The following is a 19,479-nucleotide window of genomic DNA, read 5'->3' on the forward strand; positions in this document are numbered from 1 at the left end:
CGACGCGGGATTTCTCCGAGAGGTTACGCGCAGCCGGTCTTCGCGTGACCCGACAGCGTCTGGCGGTGCTCGATGCGGCGCACGAGCACCCGCACGCCGATGCCGATCGCATCTTCGAAGCGGTCGGCGCCGTCGTTCCCGGCATCGGCCGGCACACCGTGTACGACATCCTCCACGCTCTCTCGGCACACGGCCTCCTCCGACGTATCCAGCCCGCAGGTTTCCACGCGCGGTACGAGGTGCGTGTCGGCGACAGTCATCACCACCTCGTCTGCCGGTCCTGCGCCGCGATCTCGGATGTCGACCACACCATCGGCGACTCGCGTTGCCTGTCGCCGGTGGACGACGCAGGTTTCGATGTCGACGAGGCGGACGTCGTCTTCTGGGGCCTGTGCCGCGACTGTTCGACAGACGAACCACGACAACAGCCCTGAATCGGTCCGATCGACCCTGATCCGGAAGGAAACCGCAGTGTCCGAAAGCGAAAACCCGGCAATCCCCACCCCCGAGCCGTCACCGCACCGGCCCAGGACCAATCAGGACTGGTGGCCGGACCAGCTGGATCTGACGGTCCTGCACCAGCATTCACCGCTGTCCAATCCGATGGAACCCGACTTCGACTATTCGAAGGAAGTCGAATCCCTCGACGTCGAGGCGCTCCGTCAGGATCTGATCGACCTGATGACGGATTCCCAGGATTGGTGGCCGGCCGACTTCGGCCACTACGGGGGGCTGTTCATCCGCATGAGCTGGCACTCGGCCGGCACCTACCGCATCGCCGACGGCCGCGGTGGCGGCGGCAAGGGTGCGCAGCGGTTCGCGCCGCTCAACAGCTGGCCCGACAACGTCAGCCTCGACAAGGCCCGTCGTCTCCTGTGGCCGATCAAGCAGAAGTACGGCCGCAAGCTCTCGTGGGCAGACCTGCTGGTCTTCGCCGGCAACTGCGCCTACGAGTCGATGGGTTTCAAGACGTTCGGCTTCGCGTTCGGCCGCGAGGACATCTGGGAGCCCGACGAGGTCTTCTGGGGCCCGGAGGACACCTGGCTCGGCGACGAACGCTACGCCGGTGAGCGTGAGCTCCAGGGCCCCCTGGGTGCCGTGCAGATGGGTCTGATCTACGTCAATCCCGAAGGCCCGAACGGTAACCCGGAGATCCTGGCGTCCGGACGCGACATCCGTGAGACGTTCGCCCGGATGGCGATGAACGACGTCGAGACGGCCGCGCTGATCGTCGGCGGTCACACCGTCGGCAAGACTCACGGTGCCGCCCCGGCCGACAACCTCGGGCCCGAACCCGAGGGTGCCCCGATCGAACAGCAGGGTCTCGGCTGGAAGAACTCGTACGGCACCGGTGTCGGTGGCGACACGATCACCAGCGGTCTCGAGGTCACCTGGACGCCGACGCCGACCAAGTGGGACAACAGCTTCCTCGAGACGCTGTACGCCTACGAGTGGGAGAAGACCAAGAGCCCCGCCGGTGCGTGGCAGTGGACGCCGAAGGGCGGCGCCGGCGCGGACACCGTGCCCGACGCCCACGACCCGACGAAGAAGCACGCGCCGGGCATGCTCACCAGCGACCTCGCGCTGCGCTACGACCCCGTCTACGGCGAGATCACCCGACGCTGGCTCGACCATCCCGAGGAACTCGAGCAGGAGTTCGCCAAGGCGTGGTTCAAGCTGCTGCACCGCGACATGGGTCCGATCTCGCGGTACCGCGGACCGTGGATCCCGGAACCGCAGATCTGGCAGGACCCGGTGCCGGAGGTCGACCACGAGCTGATCGACGACAGCGACGCCGCCTCCCTCAAGGCGAAGATCCTCGACTCGGGAGCGACGATCCCGCAGCTCGTCGCCACCGCCTGGGCGTCGGCCGCGAGCTTCCGCGGCACCGACAAGCGCGGCGGCGCGAACGGTGCCCGCGTACGACTCGAGCCGCAGAAGAACTGGGAGGCCAACGAACCCGAGCAGCTCGCACAGGTGCTGCAGATCCTCGAGGGCATCCAGCAGGACTTCAACGGCTCGGGCGGCAACAAGAAGGTCTCCCTGGCGGACCTGATCGTGCTCGCCGGTAACGCCGCGGTCGAGAAGGCCGCCAAGGATGCGGGACACGACATCACGGTTCCGTTCTCCCCCGGCCGCACCGATGCGACGCAGGAGTGGACCGACGTCGAGTCGTTCGAGGTGCTCGAGCCGAAGCACGACGGTTTCCGCAACTACCTGCGCGGCGGCGAGAAGCTCCCGCCCGAGAAGTTGTTCCTCGAGCGCGCCAACCTGCTGACGCTGACCGCTCCCGAGACGACGGTGCTCGTCGGTGGCCTGCGTGCGCTCGGCGCGAACCACGGCGGCAGCAAGCACGGGGTCTTCACCGACCGCCCGCAGACCCTGACGAACGACTTCTTCGTCAATCTGCTCGACATGGGAACCGAGTGGAAGGTCTCGCAGAACCAGGAGGGCGTCTACGAGGGACGCGCCCGCGGCTCGGATCAGGTCAAGTACACCGCGACCGCCGTCGACCTCGTCTTCGGGCACAACTCGCAGCTGCGGGCGCTCGCCGAGGTCTACGCGACCGACGATGCCGGCCCGAAGTTCGTCCGCGACTTCGTCGCGGCCTGGACGAAGGTGATGAACCTGGACCGTTTCGATCTGAAGAAGTGACCGCGTCGGCGGTCCACGACCGCGCCTGACGCACCACCCCGGAGCCACCCGTCGTGTTCGGCGGGTGGCTCCGTCGTGCGCAGGTGGATGTGTGCAGGTCGGAGGGGTTTCCGAAACCGACTGGACAGCCGTACTGCACACAGGTGTACCGTGGAGACACAGCCTTGGTGATGTTCGTCACACCCGCTCGCGGGGGAGCGGATGCGACATGGTCCGTATCCGAACGACACGTCTCCTCGGGAGGCCACCCATGCGTAGATCCCTCGTTTCAGCAGCATGCGCCGCCGTCATGCTGTCCCCCGTCCCCCTGTCCGTCGCACTCTCGGGCACCGCAGCGGCCCAGACCTCCGTCTCGGTGGTCGGGATGTCGCAGGAGCAGGCACAACAGGTGCTCTCCGACGCGGGAGTCCCCTACATCATCCTCAACCGGTCCGGCAGCACCATGCAGAACTGCAGGGTGACAGAGCAACGCGACCGCGGCTACGACGTCGAGGTCGAGTACGACTGGGACCACAAGGACCAAGAGTGGGAGAAGACCGAGATCGAGGTCTGGCGAGGACTCGCACTCGTCGTCTTCTGCGACTGATCGCCGTCAGTCCCAGAACACCCGCTCGACGACCGCCCGCGCACGACGCGTGACGCGCAGGTAGTGGTCGAGGAACTCCGACGCGTCCTCACCACGCCAGCCCGTCACGCGGGCAACTGCTTCGAGCAGCCGCCCCGGCCCCGGGAGCTGATCGGTCGGTTTGCCGCGGACGAGCACGAGACAGTTCCGCGCATCCGTCGCGGTGATCCATGCCGCACGCAGGAGTTCGACGTCGGTCGCGCTGAGCAGTTCGGCGGCTCCGATCCCGTCGAGTGCCTCGAGCGTCGAGGTCGTGCGGAGCGCCGGGAGCCGGTAGGCGTGCTGGAGCTGCAGCAGCTGCACGGTCCACTCGATGTCGGCGAGGCCACCCCGTCCGAGTTTGGTGTGGGTGGCCGGGTCGGCACCGCGCGGCAGCCGCTCGGAATCCACGCGCGCCTTGATGCGCCGGATCTCGCGGACGGCCTCCTGGGAGACCCCACCCTCGGGATACCGCACGTCGTCGATCATGTGCAGGAAGCGCGTGCCGAGCTCGCGGTCGCCGGCGACGGCGTGTGCGCGCAGCAGCGCCTGCACCTCCCACACCTCGGCCCACTGCGTGTAGTACGCCCGGTAGGACGCGAACGTCCGGACGATCGGACCGCTGCGACCTTCCGGACGCAGATCCAGGTCGACCTCGAGCGGGGGGTCGGTGCTCGGCGCACCGAGCAGTCGCCGTACCTGTTCGGCGATGCTCGTCGCCCACTTGACCGCATCGGTCTCGTCGGCGTCCGGCAGCGGGTCGCACACGAACAGCACGTCCGCGTCGGACCCGTAGCCGAGTTCGCCGCCTCCGAGCCGGCCCATCCCGATCACCGCGATACGCGCCGGCGCCGGTCCCCGGGACTGTTCCGACGCCCGGATCACCGCGTCGAGCGCGGCTTCGAGGACACCCGCCCACACCGTGGACAGCGCCCGGCACACCTGCGGCACGTCGAGCATGCCGAGGATGTCGGCGCTCGCGACGCGCGCGAGTTCGGCCCGTCGCAGCGAGCGCGCGGCGGCGATGGCCCGAGCGGGATCGGAGTAGCGCGACGACGATGCAACGAGGGCGCGCGCCACCTCGGGCGGGTTCGCCTCGAGCAGTCGCGGCCCGGTCGACGCGTCGGCGTACAGGCGGATGACGTCGGGAGACTTCACCAGCAGGTCGGCGACGTAGGCCGACGAGCCGAGCACCGTCATGAGACGTTCGGCGACGGCCGGTTCGTCGCGCAGCACCCGCAGGAACCAGACGGTGTCGTAGAGCGCGTCGGACAGCCGTCGGTAGGCGAGCAGGCCGGCGTCGGGATCGGTTGTCTCACCGAGATATTCGAGCAACTGCGGGAGCAGCAACGCCTGGATGCGTGCCTTCCGGGAGGCTCCCCCGGACAACGCCGCCAGGTGTTCCATCGCATGCTGCGGAGCGCGGTAGCCCAGCGCCGCGAGCTGGCGGACGGCCGCATCGGGCGACAGCCGTAGGGCTTCCTTGTCGAGCTTGCTCACGGAGTCCAGCAGCGGCCGGTAGAACAGGCGCGCGTGCAGTTTCCGGATCCGCGACGAGTTGCGCTTGATCTCCGATTCGAGGACGCCGAGCGCGTCTTTGCGTCCGTCCGGCCGCATGTGCGCGGCGCGCGCGAGCCACCGCAGTGCCTCCCGGTCCTCGGGCGGTGGCAGGGTGTGGGTCCGCTTGAGCCGCTGGAGCTGGAGCCGGTGTTCGAGCAGGCGGAGGAACTCGTAGGACGCCCGCATGTTCGCGGCGTCGTCGCGCCCGACATAACCCCCGTCGGCGAGTGCGCCCAGCGCTTCGACGGTGTTGGGCACGCGCAACGATTCGTCGACGCGGCCGTGCACGAGTTGGAGCAATTGCACGGCGAACTCGACGTCGCGGAGGCTGCCGCGTCCGAGCTTGAGTTCGCGTTCGCGTAGTTCTGGGGGCACCATTTCCTCGACCCGGCGGCGCATCGCCTGCACGTCGGGCACGAAGTCCTCACGTTCGGAGGCGGTCCACACCATCGGGCTCAGGGCGTCGATGTACCGGCGGCCGAGGTCGAGATTCCCGGTCATCGGCCGTGCCTTGAGCAGGGCCTGGAACTCCCAGGTCTTGGCCCACCGGTTGTAGTAGGCGACGTGGGATTCGAGGGTGCGGACGAGCTCTCCGCGTTTGCCCTCCGGTCGCAGCGCGGCGTCGACCTCGAAGAAGGCCGACGTGCCGATGCGCATCATCTCCCCGGCGATCCGGCTCGCGCGGGCGTCGGCGGGTTCGGCGACGAAGACGACGTCGACGTCGCTGACGTAGTTCAGCTCGCGCGCACCGCACTTGCCCATCGCGATGACGGCGAGGTCGATCGGGCACGGGCCCTCCGGGATCACCGTGGACACGGCCACCGCGAGAGCCGCGGTCAGCGCCGCGTCGGCGAGGTCGGCGAGCAGCGCCCCGACCTCGAGATAGGGCAGCACCGGTTCGTTCTCGACGACCGCCGCGAGATCGGCGGCGGCGATCAGCATGAGCTGGTCGCGGTAGGTGGTGCGCAGCGCCGCGACCGCGTGCGGACCGATGAGCCCGGCCCGGTGGATCAGCCGGCCGGGACGCCCGTCGGGTTCGGGCTCCGCGTCGACGCTGTCGAGCATCCGCGCCGTGAAGGTGTGCTTGTCGGGCAGCGCAGCGCTGCCCGCGAGCATCTTCCAGCGATCGGGATTGGCGACCACGTGGTCGCCGAGGGCCGAGGACGCCCCGAACAGCCCGAACAACCGACCTCGCAGGCGCGTGTCGGAGCGCAGTGCCGAGTCGAGCTCGGCCCAGTCGTCACCGAGCGCGTCGGCCAGGCGCGCGAGGGTACGCAGGGCCAGGTCGGCGTTGGGGGCACGGGACAGCGCCCACAGCAGTTCGACGCTCTCGGCGTCGTTCCATCCGAGTCGAGCGAGCTCGGCGGGCGCGGTCGGCTCGACGAGGCCGAGCCGACCGGGGCCGGGAACTACCGAACGCGCGCTGGGCGGTCTCACCACGCTTCCATCGTCGCTTACAACCCCAGGTACTGCTCGAGTTCGAAGGGAGTGACCTGGCTGCGGTAGTTCTCCCACTCCCGCCACTTGTTGCGCAGGAAGTAGTCGAAGACGTGCTCACCGAGGGTTTCGGCGACGAGTTCGGACTTCTCCATCTCGCGCAGCGCGATGTCGAGATCGGTGGGCAGTTCGCGGTAACCCATGGCGCGACGCTCGGCGGAGGTCAGCGACCACACGTCGTCCTCGGCCTCGGGGGCGAGCTCGTAACCCTTCTCGATACCGCGCAGACCGGCCGCGAGCAGCAGCGCGAAGGTCAGGTAGGGGTTGCACGCCGAGTCGGGGGTGCGGATCTCGACACGCCGCGACGACGCCTTGTTCGGCGTGTACATCGGGACACGCACGAGCGCGGAGCGGTTCGACGGACCCCAGCACGCGGCCGTGGGTGCCTCTCCCCCGTGCACGAGACGCTTGTACGAGTTGACCCACTGGTTGGTGACGGCGCTGATCTCGTTGGAGTGCTCGAGGATTCCGGCGATGAACGCCTTGCCGGTCGCCGAGAGCTGCAGCGGGTCGTCGGGGTCGTGGAAGGCGTTGGTCTCGCCCTCGAACAGCGACATGTGGGTGTGCATCGCGGAACCGGCGTGGTCGCGGAAGGGCTTGGGCATGAAGGTCGCCCGCACGCCCTCCTGCATCGCGATCTCCTTGACCACGTAGCGGAAGGTCATGACGTTGTCGGCCATGGACAGCGCGTCGGCGTAGCGCAGGTCGATTTCCTGCTGGCCGGGCGCGGTCTCGTGGTGGCTGAACTCCACCGAGATGCCCATGGACTCGAGAGCGTCGATGGCGTGGCGCCGGAAGTGCGGGGCCGAGCGGTGCACGGACTGGTCGAAGTAGCCGCCGATGTCGGCCGGGATCGGGGCACCGCCCTCGGGGCCGTCCTCGACGAGGAAGAACTCGATCTCGGGGTGCACGTAGCAGCTGAAGCCGAGATCGGAGGCCTTGTTGAGCTGGCGGCGCAGGACGTGGCGGGGGTCGGCCCAGCTGGGGGTGCCGCCGGGCATGGTGATGTCGCAGAACATCCGGGCCGAGTACTGGTGTCCCCGGTCGTCGACCCAGGGCAGCACCTGGAAGGTGGTGGCGTCGGGACGCGCGACCATGTCGGCTTCGGAGATCCGGGAGAAGCCTTCGATGGCCGAGCCGTCGAACCCGATGCCCTCCTCGAAGGCTCCTTCGAGTTCGGCCGGCGCGATCGCCACCGACTTGAGGGTGCCGACGACGTCGGTGAACCACAGGCGCACGAACCGAATGTCGCGCTCTTCGAGGGTGCGGAGCACGAACTCCTTCTGGCGATCCATACTCGCGAGACTAGGCACAATCCGTTAATTCCGTGTTACATCGGGTGACAGTTCCGGATGGCGTGTCGCTCACGTTCGTCGACGGTCAGCAGTGAGGATCGTTTTCCGGCACCGTCGAATCCACAAGATAGCTGGTCACAGCGGTGTCGACGCATGCGTTGCCGTCCAGGACGACGGTGTGCTGCGTGCCCTCGAAGCTCACCAGGACACCACCGAGCCGGGCTGCCAGTTCGACTCCCGCATCGTAGGGCGTCGCCGGATCACCGGTCGTCGAGACCACGAGCACGGGCGGCAGATCGCGGACATCGGGGGTGTGCGGCTCCCCCGTCGCCGGAACGGGCCAGAAGGCGCACACGTCCAGGGCCGCCGATCCGGTGCCGCGGCCGTCGTCGAGGAAGGGCGCCGCCGTGCGGAACCGCATGTCGAGTTCGCCCGCGAGGGCGCGGTCGGTCACCGGCGGGTCGTCGACGCACCGGACGGCGTTGAACGCGTCGGTGATGTTGCTGTAGGTGCCGTCCTCACCGCGACCCTCGTAGAGGTCGGCGAGTCGCAGCAGGGTGTCGCCCGTGCCGGTCGTCGCGAGCGACTCCAGCCCGCCGCGCAGTGAACCCCACAGGGTCGGCGAGTACAGGCCCTGCTGCACACCGGTGATGGCGTCGCGGTGGCTCAACCCGCGCGGATCGGTGGTGGGTGCCGGAGCGTCGAGCAGAGGGTCGACGAGCGTACGGAACCGCTCCGCTGCCCGAGCCGGATCGCTACCGAGCGGGCACCCGGCGTACTGCGCGCAATACACCGCGAACTCGTCGAACGCCTTCTGGAAACCCTCGGCCTGCAGCACGATCTCCTCGACCGGGTCCTGCTCCGGATCGATCGCGCCGTCGAGCACCATCGCCCGCACCCGGCCAGGGAAGGCCTCGGCGTAGAGGGTGCCGAGCCGGGTTCCGTAGGAATAGCCGAGATAGGTCAATGCGTCGTCCCCGAGGACCCCGCGGAGGACGTCCATGTCCTGCACGACCTCTCGGGTGCCGAGGTGCGCGAGCAGATCCGTGCCGTTGCGTTCGGCGCACAACTCCGCGTACTCACGATTGCGTTTCTCCGTCGCGGCGATGCCCTCGGGGCTCGTGTCCCCGTCGTCCACAGCGCGGTCGGCGTCGAACTCGGCATCGGTGAGGCAGCGGACCGCCGGTTCGGACGATCCGACACCGCGGGGGTCGAAGCCGACCACGTCGAAGCGGTCGGCGAGGACGGTGCCGTCGGCGGCGAGCGCGGTGGACAGTCCCGAGGCGCCCGGGCCGCCGGGGTTGACGAGCAGGGAACCGATCCGGTCGCCGCCGGCGGGCAGTCGCGACACCGCGAGGGTGATCACCTCGCCGTTCGGGTCCTCGTAGTCGAGGGGAACCTCGACGCGTGCGCACTCGACACCCTGCCGCACCATCATCGGCCCGTCCGCGCCGTACGACCCGCACGACTCCCAGTCGACGTCCTGCTCGTAGAACCGCTCGAGTCCCGGGACGACTCCGACCGCCGACGGCTCTCGCTCCTCCTGCGCGGTGTCACCACACGCGGTCGCCGCGGCGGCGGCCACGAGCGCCAGGAGGGACAGACGACGGATGCGCGCGCGAGCAGGGTGGGGCACGATCCGATCGTGCCACGCCCCGGTCGGCCTGCAGCGGCACGACCTGCGCTCCCTTCCGAGCGGTCGTGCGGTGTGACGAATCGCACCGCTGCGCGGCCTTCGTCCGTCCGAACCCGAGTGGCAGACTGAGACAGTCATCACCCGACCCGGGGACCCCGAGGGCCTCGAGGAAGAAAGGGACAGTGATGTCCGAGAACATGACGTCCGTATACGGTGGCGCGGCCTCCGCCGCAGCCCCTGCAGACACCCCCAAGCGCAAGACGCGAGTCCATCACCTGCAGGCGATGAAGGCCGAAGGCCGCCGCTGGGCAGAGTTGACGGCCTACGACTACTCCTCCGCCCGCATCTTCGAGGAGGCCGGTATCCCGGTCCTGCTCGTGGGCGATTCCGCAGCCAACGTCGTCTACGGCTACGACACCACGGTGCCCGTGACCGTCGACGAACTCCTCCCCCTCGTCCGCGGCGTCGTGCGCGGTGCTCCGCACGCGCTCGTCGTCGCCGACCTGCCGTTCGGCTCGTACGAGGCCTCGCCCGAACAGGCCCTCGCCACCGCCGTGCGGTTCATGAAGGAAGGCGGCGCCCACGCGGTGAAGCTCGAGGGCGGCGAGCGGATGGCTCCACAGATCGCCGCGATCACCGCCGCCGGCATCCCCGTGCAGGCCCACATCGGCTTCACCCCGCAGTCCGTGAACACGCTCGGCGGGTTCCGCGTGCAGGGCCGCGGCGACGGCGCCGAGCAGCTCGTCGCCGACGCGATCGCCGTCCAGGAGGCGGGTGCCTTCTCCGTCGTGATGGAAATGGTGCCGGCCGAGCTGGCCGGGCAGGTCACCCGCAAGCTGAGCATCCCCACCGTCGGCATCGGCGCGGGCAACGAGTGCGACGCGCAGGTGCTCGTCTGGCAGGACATGGCCGGCTACACCAGCGGCAAGACCGCGAAGTTCGTCAAGAAGTTCGGGCAGGTCGGCGACGAACTGCGCCGCGCCGCAACACAGTACGCAGCAGAGGTCGGGCAGGGCACCTTCCCGGGGCCCGAGCACTCCTTCTGACGATCGCTCGTTTGCCGAGGGGCACCACCGACCGCGGTGGTGCCCCTCGTGCGTCCGGGATCACCGCCGTCCCGGGGTGCCCGCGGAAGCGACACTGAGTAAAATTTCGGTAATGAGCCACCCCTGGCACGCACTCGATTCCGGTGACACGCTCGCCCGGCTCGAGACCACCGAAGCGGGACTGACCACGGCCGAGGCGACCCGCCGGCGGGAGCTGTACGGACCCAATGCGCTGCCCGCTCCCCGCTCGGATCGCTGGTGGTGGCGACTGCTGCGACAGTTCCACAACGTCCTGCTGTACGTGATGATGGCGGCCGCTGTCGTCACCGCGTTCCTGGGCCACTGGATAGACACGGCAGTCCTGATGGGTGCCGTGATCGTGAACGCGCTCATCGGTTTCGTCCAGGAGGGTCGCGCCGCGTCCGCGCTCGACTCGATCCGTGCCATGCTCGCGCCCCGGACGCGGGTCCACCGCGACGGCCGGATCGTCGACATCCCCGCGGCAGATCTCGTGCCGGGCGACGTGGTGCGCCTCGCCTCCGGCGACCGCGTCCCCGCCGACCTGCGGATCCTGAGCTCGCGTGAGCTGCGCATCGACGAGGCGGCCCTGACCGGTGAATCCGTGCCCGTCGCCAAGACACCGGACCCGGTCGACGCCGACACCGAACTCGGCGACCGCAGATCGACGTGCTTCACCGGCACCGTCGCGGTTTTCGGCCAGGGTGACGGCGTGGTGATCGCGACCGGCTCCGACACCGAACTCGGCCGCATCAATGCCCTGTTGTCGGGTGTCGACCGCGCGGCCACACCGTTGCTCGAGCAGATCGGCCGCTTCGGCCGTTGGCTGGCGGCGGTCATCCTCCTCGCGTCCGCCGTGACCTTCGCGCTCGGTGTCGTGTGGCGCGGCGAGAGCCCGGCGGAGATGTTCACCCTCGTGGTCGCGTTGGCCGCCTCCGCGATCCCCGAGGGACTCCCGGCCGTGATGACCGTGGCCCTGTCCCTCGGCGTGCAACGCATGGCCCGGCGCAACGCCGTCATCCGGCGCCTTCCTGCCGTCGAGACCCTCGGCTCGGTGACGGTGATCTGCTCCGACAAGACGGGCACGTTGACCCGCAACGAGATGACCGTGCAGAAGGTCGTGTGTGCGCACCGCACCGTCGAGGTGGGCGGTGTCGGTTACGCGCCGATCGGTTCGATCATCGCCGCCGAGAGTGGCGATCCGGTCGATCCGCACACCGACCCGGCACTCGATCTGGCCGTCCGCGCCGGTGTCCTGTGCAACGACACCGAGGTGGTCGAGGAGGACGGCGTGTGGGAGGTGCACGGCAACCCCACCGAGGCAGCGCTCGTCGTCCTCGGCCGCAAGGCCGGCCTGCCCACCGCGGCGGCCCACGAGCGGTGGCCGCGCCTCGATGTCGTCCCGTTCGAATCCGAACACAAGTTCATGGCGACCCTGCACCCGCACGACGACGGTCGCCGCGAACGCATCCTGCTCAAGGGCGCCCCGGAGCGGGTCCTCGTCGCCTGCACCGGCCAGCTCGGCGCCGACGGCGTGGTACGCCCCGTCGACGAGGCCTACTGGACCCGCCGCGCCGACGAGATCGCGGCCCAGGGCCTGCGCGTGCTGGCCCTCGCGTTCCGCGACCGCGAACCGGAGGACGGCGTGCTCGCCTTCGAAGACGCCCGGCACGACTTCACGATGCTCGCTCTGGTCGGCATCATCGACCCGCCGCGCGAGGAGGCGATCACGGCGGTGCGCGAATGCCACCGCGCCGGGATCACGGTGAAGATGATCACCGGTGACCACGCCGCCACCGCCGCCGAGATCGGGGCGCAGATGGGTCTCGGCACGGGTTCGCGGGCGATGACCGGCGCCGAGATCGAGACCCTCGACGATGCGGAACTGCGCCGGGTCGTCGCGGAGACGGACATCTTCGCGCGCACCAGTCCCGAGCACAAACTCCGTCTGGTGCGCGCCCTGCAGGCCGGCGGTCACGTCGTGGCGATGACCGGCGACGGTGTGAACGACGCGCCGGCGCTTGCGCGGGCCGACGTCGGGGTCGCGATGGGCATGACCGGAACCGAGGCCGCCAAGGAAGCGGCCGACGTCGTTCTCGCCGACGACAATTTCGCGAGCATCGCCGCCGCAGTCCGCGAGGGCCGCGGCGTCTACGACAACCTGAAGAAGTTCGTCCTCTTCATGCTGCCCACCAACGGCGGTGAGGCGCTGGTGGTCGTCGCCGCCATCCTCTTCCAGCTCACCCTGCCGCTCACACCCGCGCAGGTGCTGTGGATCAACCTCGCCACCGTCAGCACCCTCGGTCTGGCGCTCGCGTTCGAACCGACGGAGAAGTCGGTCATGCTCCGCAGGCCGCGACCGCCCGGGGAATCACTGCTGTCCCGCTTCTTCGTCTGGCGCGTGGTGATGGTGTCGGTGCTGATGATGGTCGGCTCGCTCGGCCTGTTCCTGTGGGAACTCGACCGCGGTGCACCGGTGGAGGTCGCGCGCACGCTCGCGGTGGACGCGATCGTCGTGGCCGAGATGTTCTACCTGCTCAACAGCCGCCGCATCCGCGACACGGTCCTCACCCGCGACGGGCTGTTCGGGAACCGGTACGTGCTTGCTGCGATCGCGGCGTGCGCCGCGTTGCAACTGTTGTTCACCTACGCCCCGTTCATGCAGGCGATCTTCGGGTCCGCCGCGATCTCGTGGGCGGACTGGGGCAAGGTGCTCGCGGCGGGCCTGCTGGTGTTCGTCGTCGCCGAGTTCGAGAAGTGGGTGGTCCGGCGCCTGCGACCGGCACCCGTGTCCTGACCGCCGACGGCCCCGTCCCCGGCCGGTGGCAGACTCGACGACGATCCGACCGTACGACCCGTGAGGTGTCCATGCAGATCCGCTCCAGTCTCGTTCCCGCCGTCGCCGTCGCGCTGGCAGGTGTTCTCGCGGCGTGCGCGCCGGCCCAGGACCCGGCACCGACCGGCACGTCCACCGAGTCCCCGGTGACGACGGAGACGACATCGGCTGCGGGGTCGAGCCCCGCGGAGGCCGGAGCGGGTGGCTTCACCGAGGCGCAGGCCGCAGATCTGTGTGCACGCCTCGAGGGCCAGCTGTCGAACTGGCGCACCTACACCCCCTCGGTGGGGCGCGGTGGCCTCAACATCCTCGTCGGCGAATGGGGTGCGGCGAACGGTGTCGACCTCGTCGCGCTCGCGGGCGACCGGGGCCGCATCGACGCGGCGACCTCCGCGCAGTGCCCGGAGGTGCGCGAGGAGGCCGTGCAGGCACTCGAGATCCCCGATCTCGCGTCGGGCCTCGTCGGGTTCTGATCCGTGGAGCGACGCGAACTGTATCCGCCGATCGAGCCGCACGAGACGGGCATGCTCGACGTCGGTGACGGCCAGCAGCTGTACTGGGAGGTCAGCGGCAACCCGCAGGGCAAGCCCGTGGTCTTCCTCCACGGCGGTCCGGGTGGCGGCACCGCGCCGCAGCACCGGCGCTTCTTCGATCCGGGCGCCTACCGGATCGTGTTGTTCGACCAGCGTGGCTGCGGCCGGTCGCAGCCCCACGTGGCCGACGGCGCCGCTCTGTCGGTCAACACCACCGACCATCTGGTCGCCGACATCGAGCGGCTGCGCACCTTCCTCGGTGTGGACCGGTGGATGGTCTTCGGCGGGTCGTGGGGCTCGACGCTCGCCCTCGCCTACGCCCAGCGGCACCCCGAGCACGTCACCGAACTCGTCCTGCGCGGGATCTTCCTGCTGCGCCGCAGCGAGATCGACTGGTACTACAACGGCGGTGCCGGGCAGCTGTTCCCCGAGGCGTGGGAGGGGTTCCGTGCTCCGCTCGACGCCGCCGAGCCGGGCGAGCATCCCGTGGACGTCTACCACCGCCTGCTGCACTCGGCCGATCCGGACGTCGCCCTGGACGCGGCGATCGCATGGTCCACCTGGGAGGGCGCCACGAGCTCGCTGCTGCCGAACCCGGATCGTGTCGCGGAGACCGCCGAACCCCGGTTCGCGTTGGCCTTCGCACGCATCGAGAACCACTACTTCCACCACCGCGGCTTCTTCGACGAGGGTGCACTCCTGCGCGACGCGCATCTGCTGCGCGACATCCCGGGCGTGATCGTGCAGGGCCGCTACGACGTGGTGTGCCCGGCGCGCAGCGCGCACGACCTGCACGAGGCGTGGCCGTCGTCCCGCCTGCACATCGTCGACGACGCGGGCCATGCGGCGACCGAACCGGGAATCGTGCACCGGCTCGTCGAGGCCACCGACATGTTCCGCTGACCCAGGATCAGCCCGGCAGCCGCCCGAAGCCGACCACCGCGTCGTCCCCGGTCACGTCGAGTTCGTGGACGCGGATCCGGCCCATCTCGTTGCCGCCGACGGTGATCGCCGAATCACCGTCGACGGCGACGACGATGTTCGTGTGTTCGCGCTGACCGAGGCCGATCCTGTTGTGGTACAGCACCACATCGCCGACTTCCGGCCGGTATCCCGTGCCCGCCGGTTCGTAGCGGTCGACCTGCTCGTAGTACTCCTGGAGCGTGAACACGCCGGGGATCCGCCAGTGACCCGAATGCGGATTGGACAGCGGCACACCGGCTTCCCGCATGATCCAGCTGACGAAGTCGGCGCACCACGGTTCGCGGACACCCTCCGAGTAGAACGTGCCGGGATTCTGCGCCTCGTGCTGTTCCTCGAGCAGTTCGACGACCCGCACCTGCGCCGGCGACAACGCCGAGGTGTCGATCTCGGGGAATGGCGCACTGTCCCACGGGAACAGCCGGTTCGGCAGGATCCACCACACGAGCACCGCGAGCACCGCACACAGCGCGAGCACGACGGCGAGGACGGCGGCGACCGGCCGTCGCCGCCGCATCACCTCACCGGTCATGGTCGAAGCGGATCTTGCGGGCCTGCGGGTCGGCGAGGGTGAGCCGCACCCGCACCGTGCTGCCCTCCTCGGGCGCCCCACCGCACGGGCCGATGACGGTCTCGGAAACGACGAACACCTCCGCGTCGCGCCGCTCGGTCGCCTCCTTCAGGACAGTCGCCTCGAAGGTCTCCCCCACCCGCGGCGCGAGCACGACCGCCTCGGTCAGGTCGATGCACGCCCGGTTCACCTTCCCGGCGAGAGAATCGGTCGACGACATGATCTTCGGCATCGCGGACAGTTCGGCGCGGACCGCCTCCGGGACGTCCCGGCCCGACGACACCGCGAGGCACACCTCGGTGGCGTACCGGTCGGACAACCGGCGCAGCGGCGCGGTGACGTGCGCGTAGGGCGCACCGATCGCGCCGTGCAGGATCGTCTCGGGCAGTTCACCGTCGAAGGCCGCGTAGGACGCACCGCGCAGCAGTGTCGGCGCTTCGCTCATCAATACGAGTGTCTTCGGGTCGTTGGCGTCGAACGAGGCGAGGAAGGCACCGACACCCAGCCCCGACGGCCACGGCACGTCGAGCGACCGCGCGGTGCGGCGCAGAGCATCGACCGCGGCGGGATCAGCGGGTGGGAGCGTGCGCAGCAGGCCGACCCGCGCGTCGATCATGATCTGCGCGGCGCACATCCCGGTGAGCAGCGAGATCTCGGAGTTCCACTCGTCGGCCTCGGTGCGCGGTTCGATCTGCAGCGTCCAGTCGTCGCCGTCCTGCACGACGTCCTGCGCGGGCAGGCGCAGTTCGATCGCTCCACGGGCGAGCGCTGCGGCCTCCCGCAACCGCCCGAAATCGGGCAACGCCTCGACGGACGGATGCAACCGGCCCGCGTCGGCGTCGCGTTGCACTCCGGCGTAGTGCATACGTGCGACCGACCGGACGAGGGCACGACGCACGCTCACCGCGACGGGCTCGGCGCGGTGGTCGGTCTCGATGCGCCACAACACCGCCGGACGGACGGCGTCCGGCAGCAGGCTCGCGGTGCCCTCGGACAGCTCGCGCGGATGCAACGGCACCGAGCCGTCGGGCAGATAGAAGGTCTGCCCGCGGCGGTGCGTCTCGGCATCCAACGCGCCACCCGGTTCGACGAGTGCGTACACGTCGGCGATCGCGTAGTGCAGCACGAAGCCGTCGTCGGTGCGTTCGAGATGCAGGGCCTGGTCGAGGTCCATCGATCCGGGTGGGTCGATGGTCACGAGAGGAAGATCGGTGCGGTCCTCACGGACGTCCGCGTAGCGGTCGGTCGCGTGTCGCGCCTCGGCGAGGGCCTCCGGCGGGAACTCGTCGACGAGGTCGAACTCGGCGCGCACGTCGGCGAAGTCGATCGCCGGCGCGACGACAATCGGAGTGGTCACCACGATGCTCGTGAACTCCTGGCGGTCCGGGTGCTCGCCGTCGGACTCAGCCGTTCTTCCAGTCGTCGTCGGCCGCGTCGGCCGCCTTGTTCCGTTCTGCCGCGATCTCCAGCGCCCGCTGAGCGGTCTCCTTGTCCGGATAGGGACCCATACGGTTGAGGGCGTGCGGATCCTTGCCCTGGGAGACCTTCCCGGTGCGCACGTCGTAGTACCAGCCGTCGTCGCTCATGGTCTCAGTGTGCCCGAATCACGTCTGCCTGTACGGGCAACCCGTCGGTTGGCGTGGCGCGGTACTGTCGGGCCGCACGCATGTGCTCGACGTCCGAACGAAGGAGCAAGCAATGTCCTACATCCTCTTCGACACGTTGCTGCCCTGGCTGGGTCCGGATGCGGCCTCGTACTGGGCGCACCTGCTGGTCATCGATCCGATCTGACCCGGCCGGTAGCAACGCGGTGGGATCGGGAGACGCCGGGCGAACGAGCCGGCCTGTAAGCCGGATCCTGTCCCCCGCCGAAACGGGGTGGCGACCATCCATCTGGGCACACCGTCGCCGGGTACCTCGAGCGGTTCACCCGCAGGCTCGGGCGAGCAGCCCTCGAACACCTGCGCAGCCGCACCGCACGCGATGCGACCTTCAACCTTGCTCCGGGCGGGGTTTACCTAGCCGCCCCGGTCACCCGGGGCGCTGGTGCGCTCTTACCGCACCCTTTCACCCTTACCTGCCGTACGGCAGGCGGTTTGCTTTCTGTGGCACTGTCCCGCGAGTCACCTCGGGTTGCCGTTAGCAACCGCCCTGCTCTGTGGAGTCCGGACTTTCCTCGATGCAGGGCCTGGCACCATCCGGTACCGGTTCCCTGCTCCGCGGCCGCCCGGCCGACTCGTTCGCTCGAACAGACTATCCCGCGGCGTATCGGCGCCGCCAACTACGGTGCACTCATGACGCGACTCGTGGCCCTGCTCCGCGGAATCAACGTCGGCGGCATCCGCATCCGGATGGCCGATCTGAAGGAGGTCTTCGTCGGCCTCGGCTTCGAGAACATCCGCACCGTACTCGCATCCGGCAACGTGCTCTTCGACTCCGAGGACGATCCCGCCGCCGCCAAGGCCCGGATCGAGGCCGCGCTCACCGAGCGGTTCGGTTACGAGGCCTACACCTTCGTCGTCGAGCAGTCGTATCTCGCGCGGGTCGTCGAGGCGTATCCCTTCGACGACGCACGCACCGACCGGCATTCGTACGTCGTGTTCGTCTCCGATCCCGCGGTACTCGCACCGCTGGCCGCCCTGGCGGACGATCTCGATCCGGACCTCGAATGCATCCAGGTGGGAGAGGGCGTCCTCTACTGGCAGGTCGTGAAAGGAGCGACGCTCGACAGTGCCGTCGGGAAGCAGTCGGGTTCGGCCCGGAACAAGGCGACGACGACCGTCCGGAACCTCAACACGCTGCGGCGACTGATCTGACGGGGAGGGTCGACGGCCCCGCCGATCCGCCGGGAGGATCCGTTGCGCCTGCCTACAACCTGCAGGTAGCCTCCCTCCTCGGCATTCGTCCCGCCCGGAAGGTCCAGGATGCGCAGAAGCACCGGAATGTTCGCCTCGATTGCGGCGGTCGTGTTCCTCGCAGTCACACCGGCGGTCGCGAACGCCGAGTCGGACACCGACTTCTACACGCCCCCGCCGGCATTCGAGACGGCGCCGCTCGGCGACGTCCTGCGTACCGCGCCGTCGGTCGCCGCCGTCATCCCGAACACCCCGGCCGCCCTCGACGCGACCGTCACCCGGGTGATGTACCGCAGCACGAACGCCACCGGAGGGCCGGTCGCCACCGTCGGCACCGTGCTCGTCCCGTCACAACCGTGGACCGGCCCCGGCCCCCGGCCCACCATCGTGCTCGGTCCGGGCACGCAGGGCATGGGCGACCAGTGCGCACCGTCGAAGCTCATGACCTTCGGCCAGGAGTACGAGTACATCCACATCGGTCCGATGCTCGCGGCCGGCTACGCCGTCGCGGTCACCGATTACGAAGGACTCGGCACTCCCGGCGTGCACCCCTATCTCAACCGCGAGTCGCAGGGACGGGCGATGCTCGACCTCGCGCGCGCCACCCGTTCGCTCGGCGATCTCGGTCTCGACCCCGACGGCCCGATCGCGTTCTGGGGATATTCGCAGGGCGGCATGGCATCCGCATCGGCCGCCGAACTCGCCGCGACGTACGCCCCCGAACTGTCGGTGGTCGGCGCCGTGGCCGGTTCACCGCCCGCCGACCTGGGCGACCTCGCCGTGGCCGGCGACGGATCCCTGCTCTCCGGCGGGATCGGCTGGGTCGTCGACGGTTTCATCTCGGCGTATCCCGAGTACGCCCCGTCGCTGCTGGCGGCATTCAATCCCGCCGGACTCGACATCCTGCGTCGCGCCGAGACGGCCTGCGTCTTCGATGCGTTCACCCTGAATCCGTTCGGGCAGACCTCGTCGTACACGATCGACGGACGGCCCATCGCCGAGCACCTCGGCGACGAGCCGTGGGCGTCGCTGGTCGCCGAGCAGCAACTCGGCAACCGCGCCCCGGCAATGCCGGTCTTCGTGGCGCAGAGCACGGGCGACGACTTCGTGCTCGTCCAAGGGGTCGACACCATGGTCGACAAGTGGTGCTCGGCCGGCGCCGACGTCACCTACCGCCGCTACGACGTCGGACCCGTTCTGACGAAGACCGGGACGGGCCATCTGATCGGCATGTTCCCGGCCGTCGTCGAAGGCCTCGACTGGCTCGATCAGCGGTTCTCCGGCCGGGAATCCCGGTCCGGCTGCACGGCCTGACCTCCCGCCGGAAGAATTTCTCGGAGACCGTGTAACACCCTCGGTCGGCCGACAGATAGACCTGATGAGTGGCCGCGC

The 19,479-nt window shown here is 69.4% G+C and carries 15 protein-coding genes and 1 other RNA gene; 9 read left to right on the top strand and 7 right to left on the bottom strand.

What is annotated here, in order from left to right; all coding sequences use genetic code 11:
- Positions 1–44 precede the first annotated feature (44 nt).
- The 3 genes from CKW34_RS14965 to CKW34_RS14975 all read left to right on the top strand — a co-directional run bounded on the left by CKW34_RS14965 (position 45) and on the right by CKW34_RS14975 (position 3,241).
- Positions 45–434 (top strand): Fur family transcriptional regulator, encoded by a 390-nt coding sequence (locus CKW34_RS14965; RefSeq protein ID WP_059380886.1) that lies wholly within the window; start codon positions 45–47, stop codon positions 432–434.
- Between the two features lie 37 nt (positions 435–471).
- Positions 472–2,655 carry a catalase/peroxidase HPI gene (gene katG / locus CKW34_RS14970; protein WP_095092032.1) on the top strand — a complete coding sequence of 728 codons (2,184 nt, stop codon included), beginning with the start codon at positions 472–474 and terminating at the stop codon, positions 2,653–2,655.
- A gap of 250 nt (positions 2,656–2,905) precedes the next feature.
- Positions 2,906–3,241: a hypothetical protein gene (locus tag CKW34_RS14975; RefSeq protein ID WP_064059832.1), complete on the top strand. Its 336-nt coding sequence runs from the start codon at positions 2,906–2,908 to the stop codon at positions 3,239–3,241.
- 6 nt (positions 3,242–3,247) lie between these two features.
- Here the strand turns inward: CKW34_RS14975 and CKW34_RS14980 are convergent, their stop codons facing one another.
- From CKW34_RS14980 to CKW34_RS14990, 3 genes are all read right to left on the bottom strand, one after another.
- Entirely contained in the window at positions 3,248–6,259 is a 3,012-nt protein-coding gene (locus tag CKW34_RS14980; RefSeq protein ID WP_059380884.1) for a bifunctional [glutamine synthetase] adenylyltransferase/[glutamine synthetase]-adenylyl-L-tyrosine phosphorylase, read from the bottom strand.
- 14 nt (positions 6,260–6,273) lie between these two features.
- Complete coding sequence (locus tag CKW34_RS14985) at positions 6,274–7,611, bottom strand: glutamine synthetase family protein (protein ID WP_059380883.1); 1,338 nt, start codon at positions 7,609–7,611, stop codon at positions 6,274–6,276.
- A gap of 85 nt (positions 7,612–7,696) precedes the next feature.
- The gene (locus tag CKW34_RS14990) at positions 7,697–9,247 is read right to left on the bottom strand and encodes an alpha/beta hydrolase (RefSeq protein ID WP_059380882.1); all 1,551 of its coding nucleotides are present in this window, start codon (positions 9,245–9,247) and stop codon (positions 7,697–7,699) included.
- A 185-nt stretch (positions 9,248–9,432) separates the two neighbouring features.
- On the opposite strand from CKW34_RS14990, the gene panB reads away from it, so the two are divergent.
- The 4 genes from panB to pip all read left to right on the top strand — a co-directional run bounded on the left by panB (position 9,433) and on the right by pip (position 14,583).
- Complete coding sequence (panB, locus tag CKW34_RS14995; RefSeq protein WP_024101318.1) at positions 9,433–10,293, top strand: 3-methyl-2-oxobutanoate hydroxymethyltransferase; 861 nt, start codon at positions 9,433–9,435, stop codon at positions 10,291–10,293.
- Positions 10,294–10,405: 112 nt separating this feature from the next.
- Entirely contained in the window at positions 10,406–13,108 is a 2,703-nt protein-coding gene (locus CKW34_RS15000) for a cation-transporting P-type ATPase (protein ID WP_006554419.1), read from the top strand.
- A 71-nt stretch (positions 13,109–13,179) separates the two neighbouring features.
- A complete protein-coding gene (locus CKW34_RS15005; protein WP_033097808.1) occupies positions 13,180–13,620 on the top strand; it encodes a hypothetical protein in 441 nt (146 codons plus the stop codon).
- A gap of 51 nt (positions 13,621–13,671) precedes the next feature.
- The gene (gene pip / locus CKW34_RS15010; RefSeq protein ID WP_059380898.1) at positions 13,672–14,583 is read left to right on the top strand and encodes a prolyl aminopeptidase; all 912 of its coding nucleotides are present in this window, start codon (positions 13,672–13,674) and stop codon (positions 14,581–14,583) included.
- Positions 14,584–14,590: 7 nt separating this feature from the next.
- Here pip and CKW34_RS15015 read toward each other — a convergent pair whose 3' ends face one another.
- The 4 genes from CKW34_RS15015 to rnpB all read right to left on the bottom strand — a co-directional run bounded on the left by CKW34_RS15015 (position 14,591) and on the right by rnpB (position 17,471).
- Positions 14,591–15,193: a CHAP domain-containing protein gene (locus CKW34_RS15015; RefSeq protein ID WP_059380881.1), complete on the bottom strand. Its 603-nt coding sequence runs from the start codon at positions 15,191–15,193 to the stop codon at positions 14,591–14,593.
- Entirely contained in the window at positions 15,183–16,592 is a 1,410-nt protein-coding gene (locus CKW34_RS15020) for an RNB domain-containing ribonuclease (protein WP_059380880.1), read from the bottom strand. Before CKW34_RS15020 ends, CKW34_RS15015 begins: the two co-directional genes overlap by 11 nt.
- 43 nt (positions 16,593–16,635) lie before the next feature.
- On the bottom strand, positions 16,636–16,818 hold the full coding sequence (locus CKW34_RS15025) for a hypothetical protein (RefSeq protein ID WP_059380879.1): 183 nt from the start codon (positions 16,816–16,818) through the stop codon (positions 16,636–16,638).
- A 245-nt stretch (positions 16,819–17,063) separates the two neighbouring features.
- An RNA gene (rnpB, locus tag CKW34_RS15030) (RNase P RNA component class A) lies at positions 17,064–17,471 on the bottom strand.
- Between the two features lie 55 nt (positions 17,472–17,526).
- Here rnpB and CKW34_RS15035 point away from each other — a divergent pair.
- Both CKW34_RS15035 and CKW34_RS15040 read left to right on the top strand, forming a co-directional pair.
- The gene (locus CKW34_RS15035; RefSeq protein ID WP_059380878.1) at positions 17,527–18,048 is read left to right on the top strand and encodes a DUF1697 domain-containing protein; all 522 of its coding nucleotides are present in this window, start codon (positions 17,527–17,529) and stop codon (positions 18,046–18,048) included.
- 108 nt (positions 18,049–18,156) lie between these two features.
- Complete coding sequence (locus CKW34_RS15040) at positions 18,157–19,401, top strand: lipase family protein (protein ID WP_059380877.1); 1,245 nt, start codon at positions 18,157–18,159, stop codon at positions 19,399–19,401.
- The last annotated feature ends 78 nt before the right edge of the window (positions 19,402–19,479 follow it).

This window comes from Rhodococcus rhodochrous (assembly GCF_900187265.1).
GTDB lineage: Bacteria > Actinomycetota > Actinomycetes > Mycobacteriales > Mycobacteriaceae > Rhodococcus > Rhodococcus rhodochrous.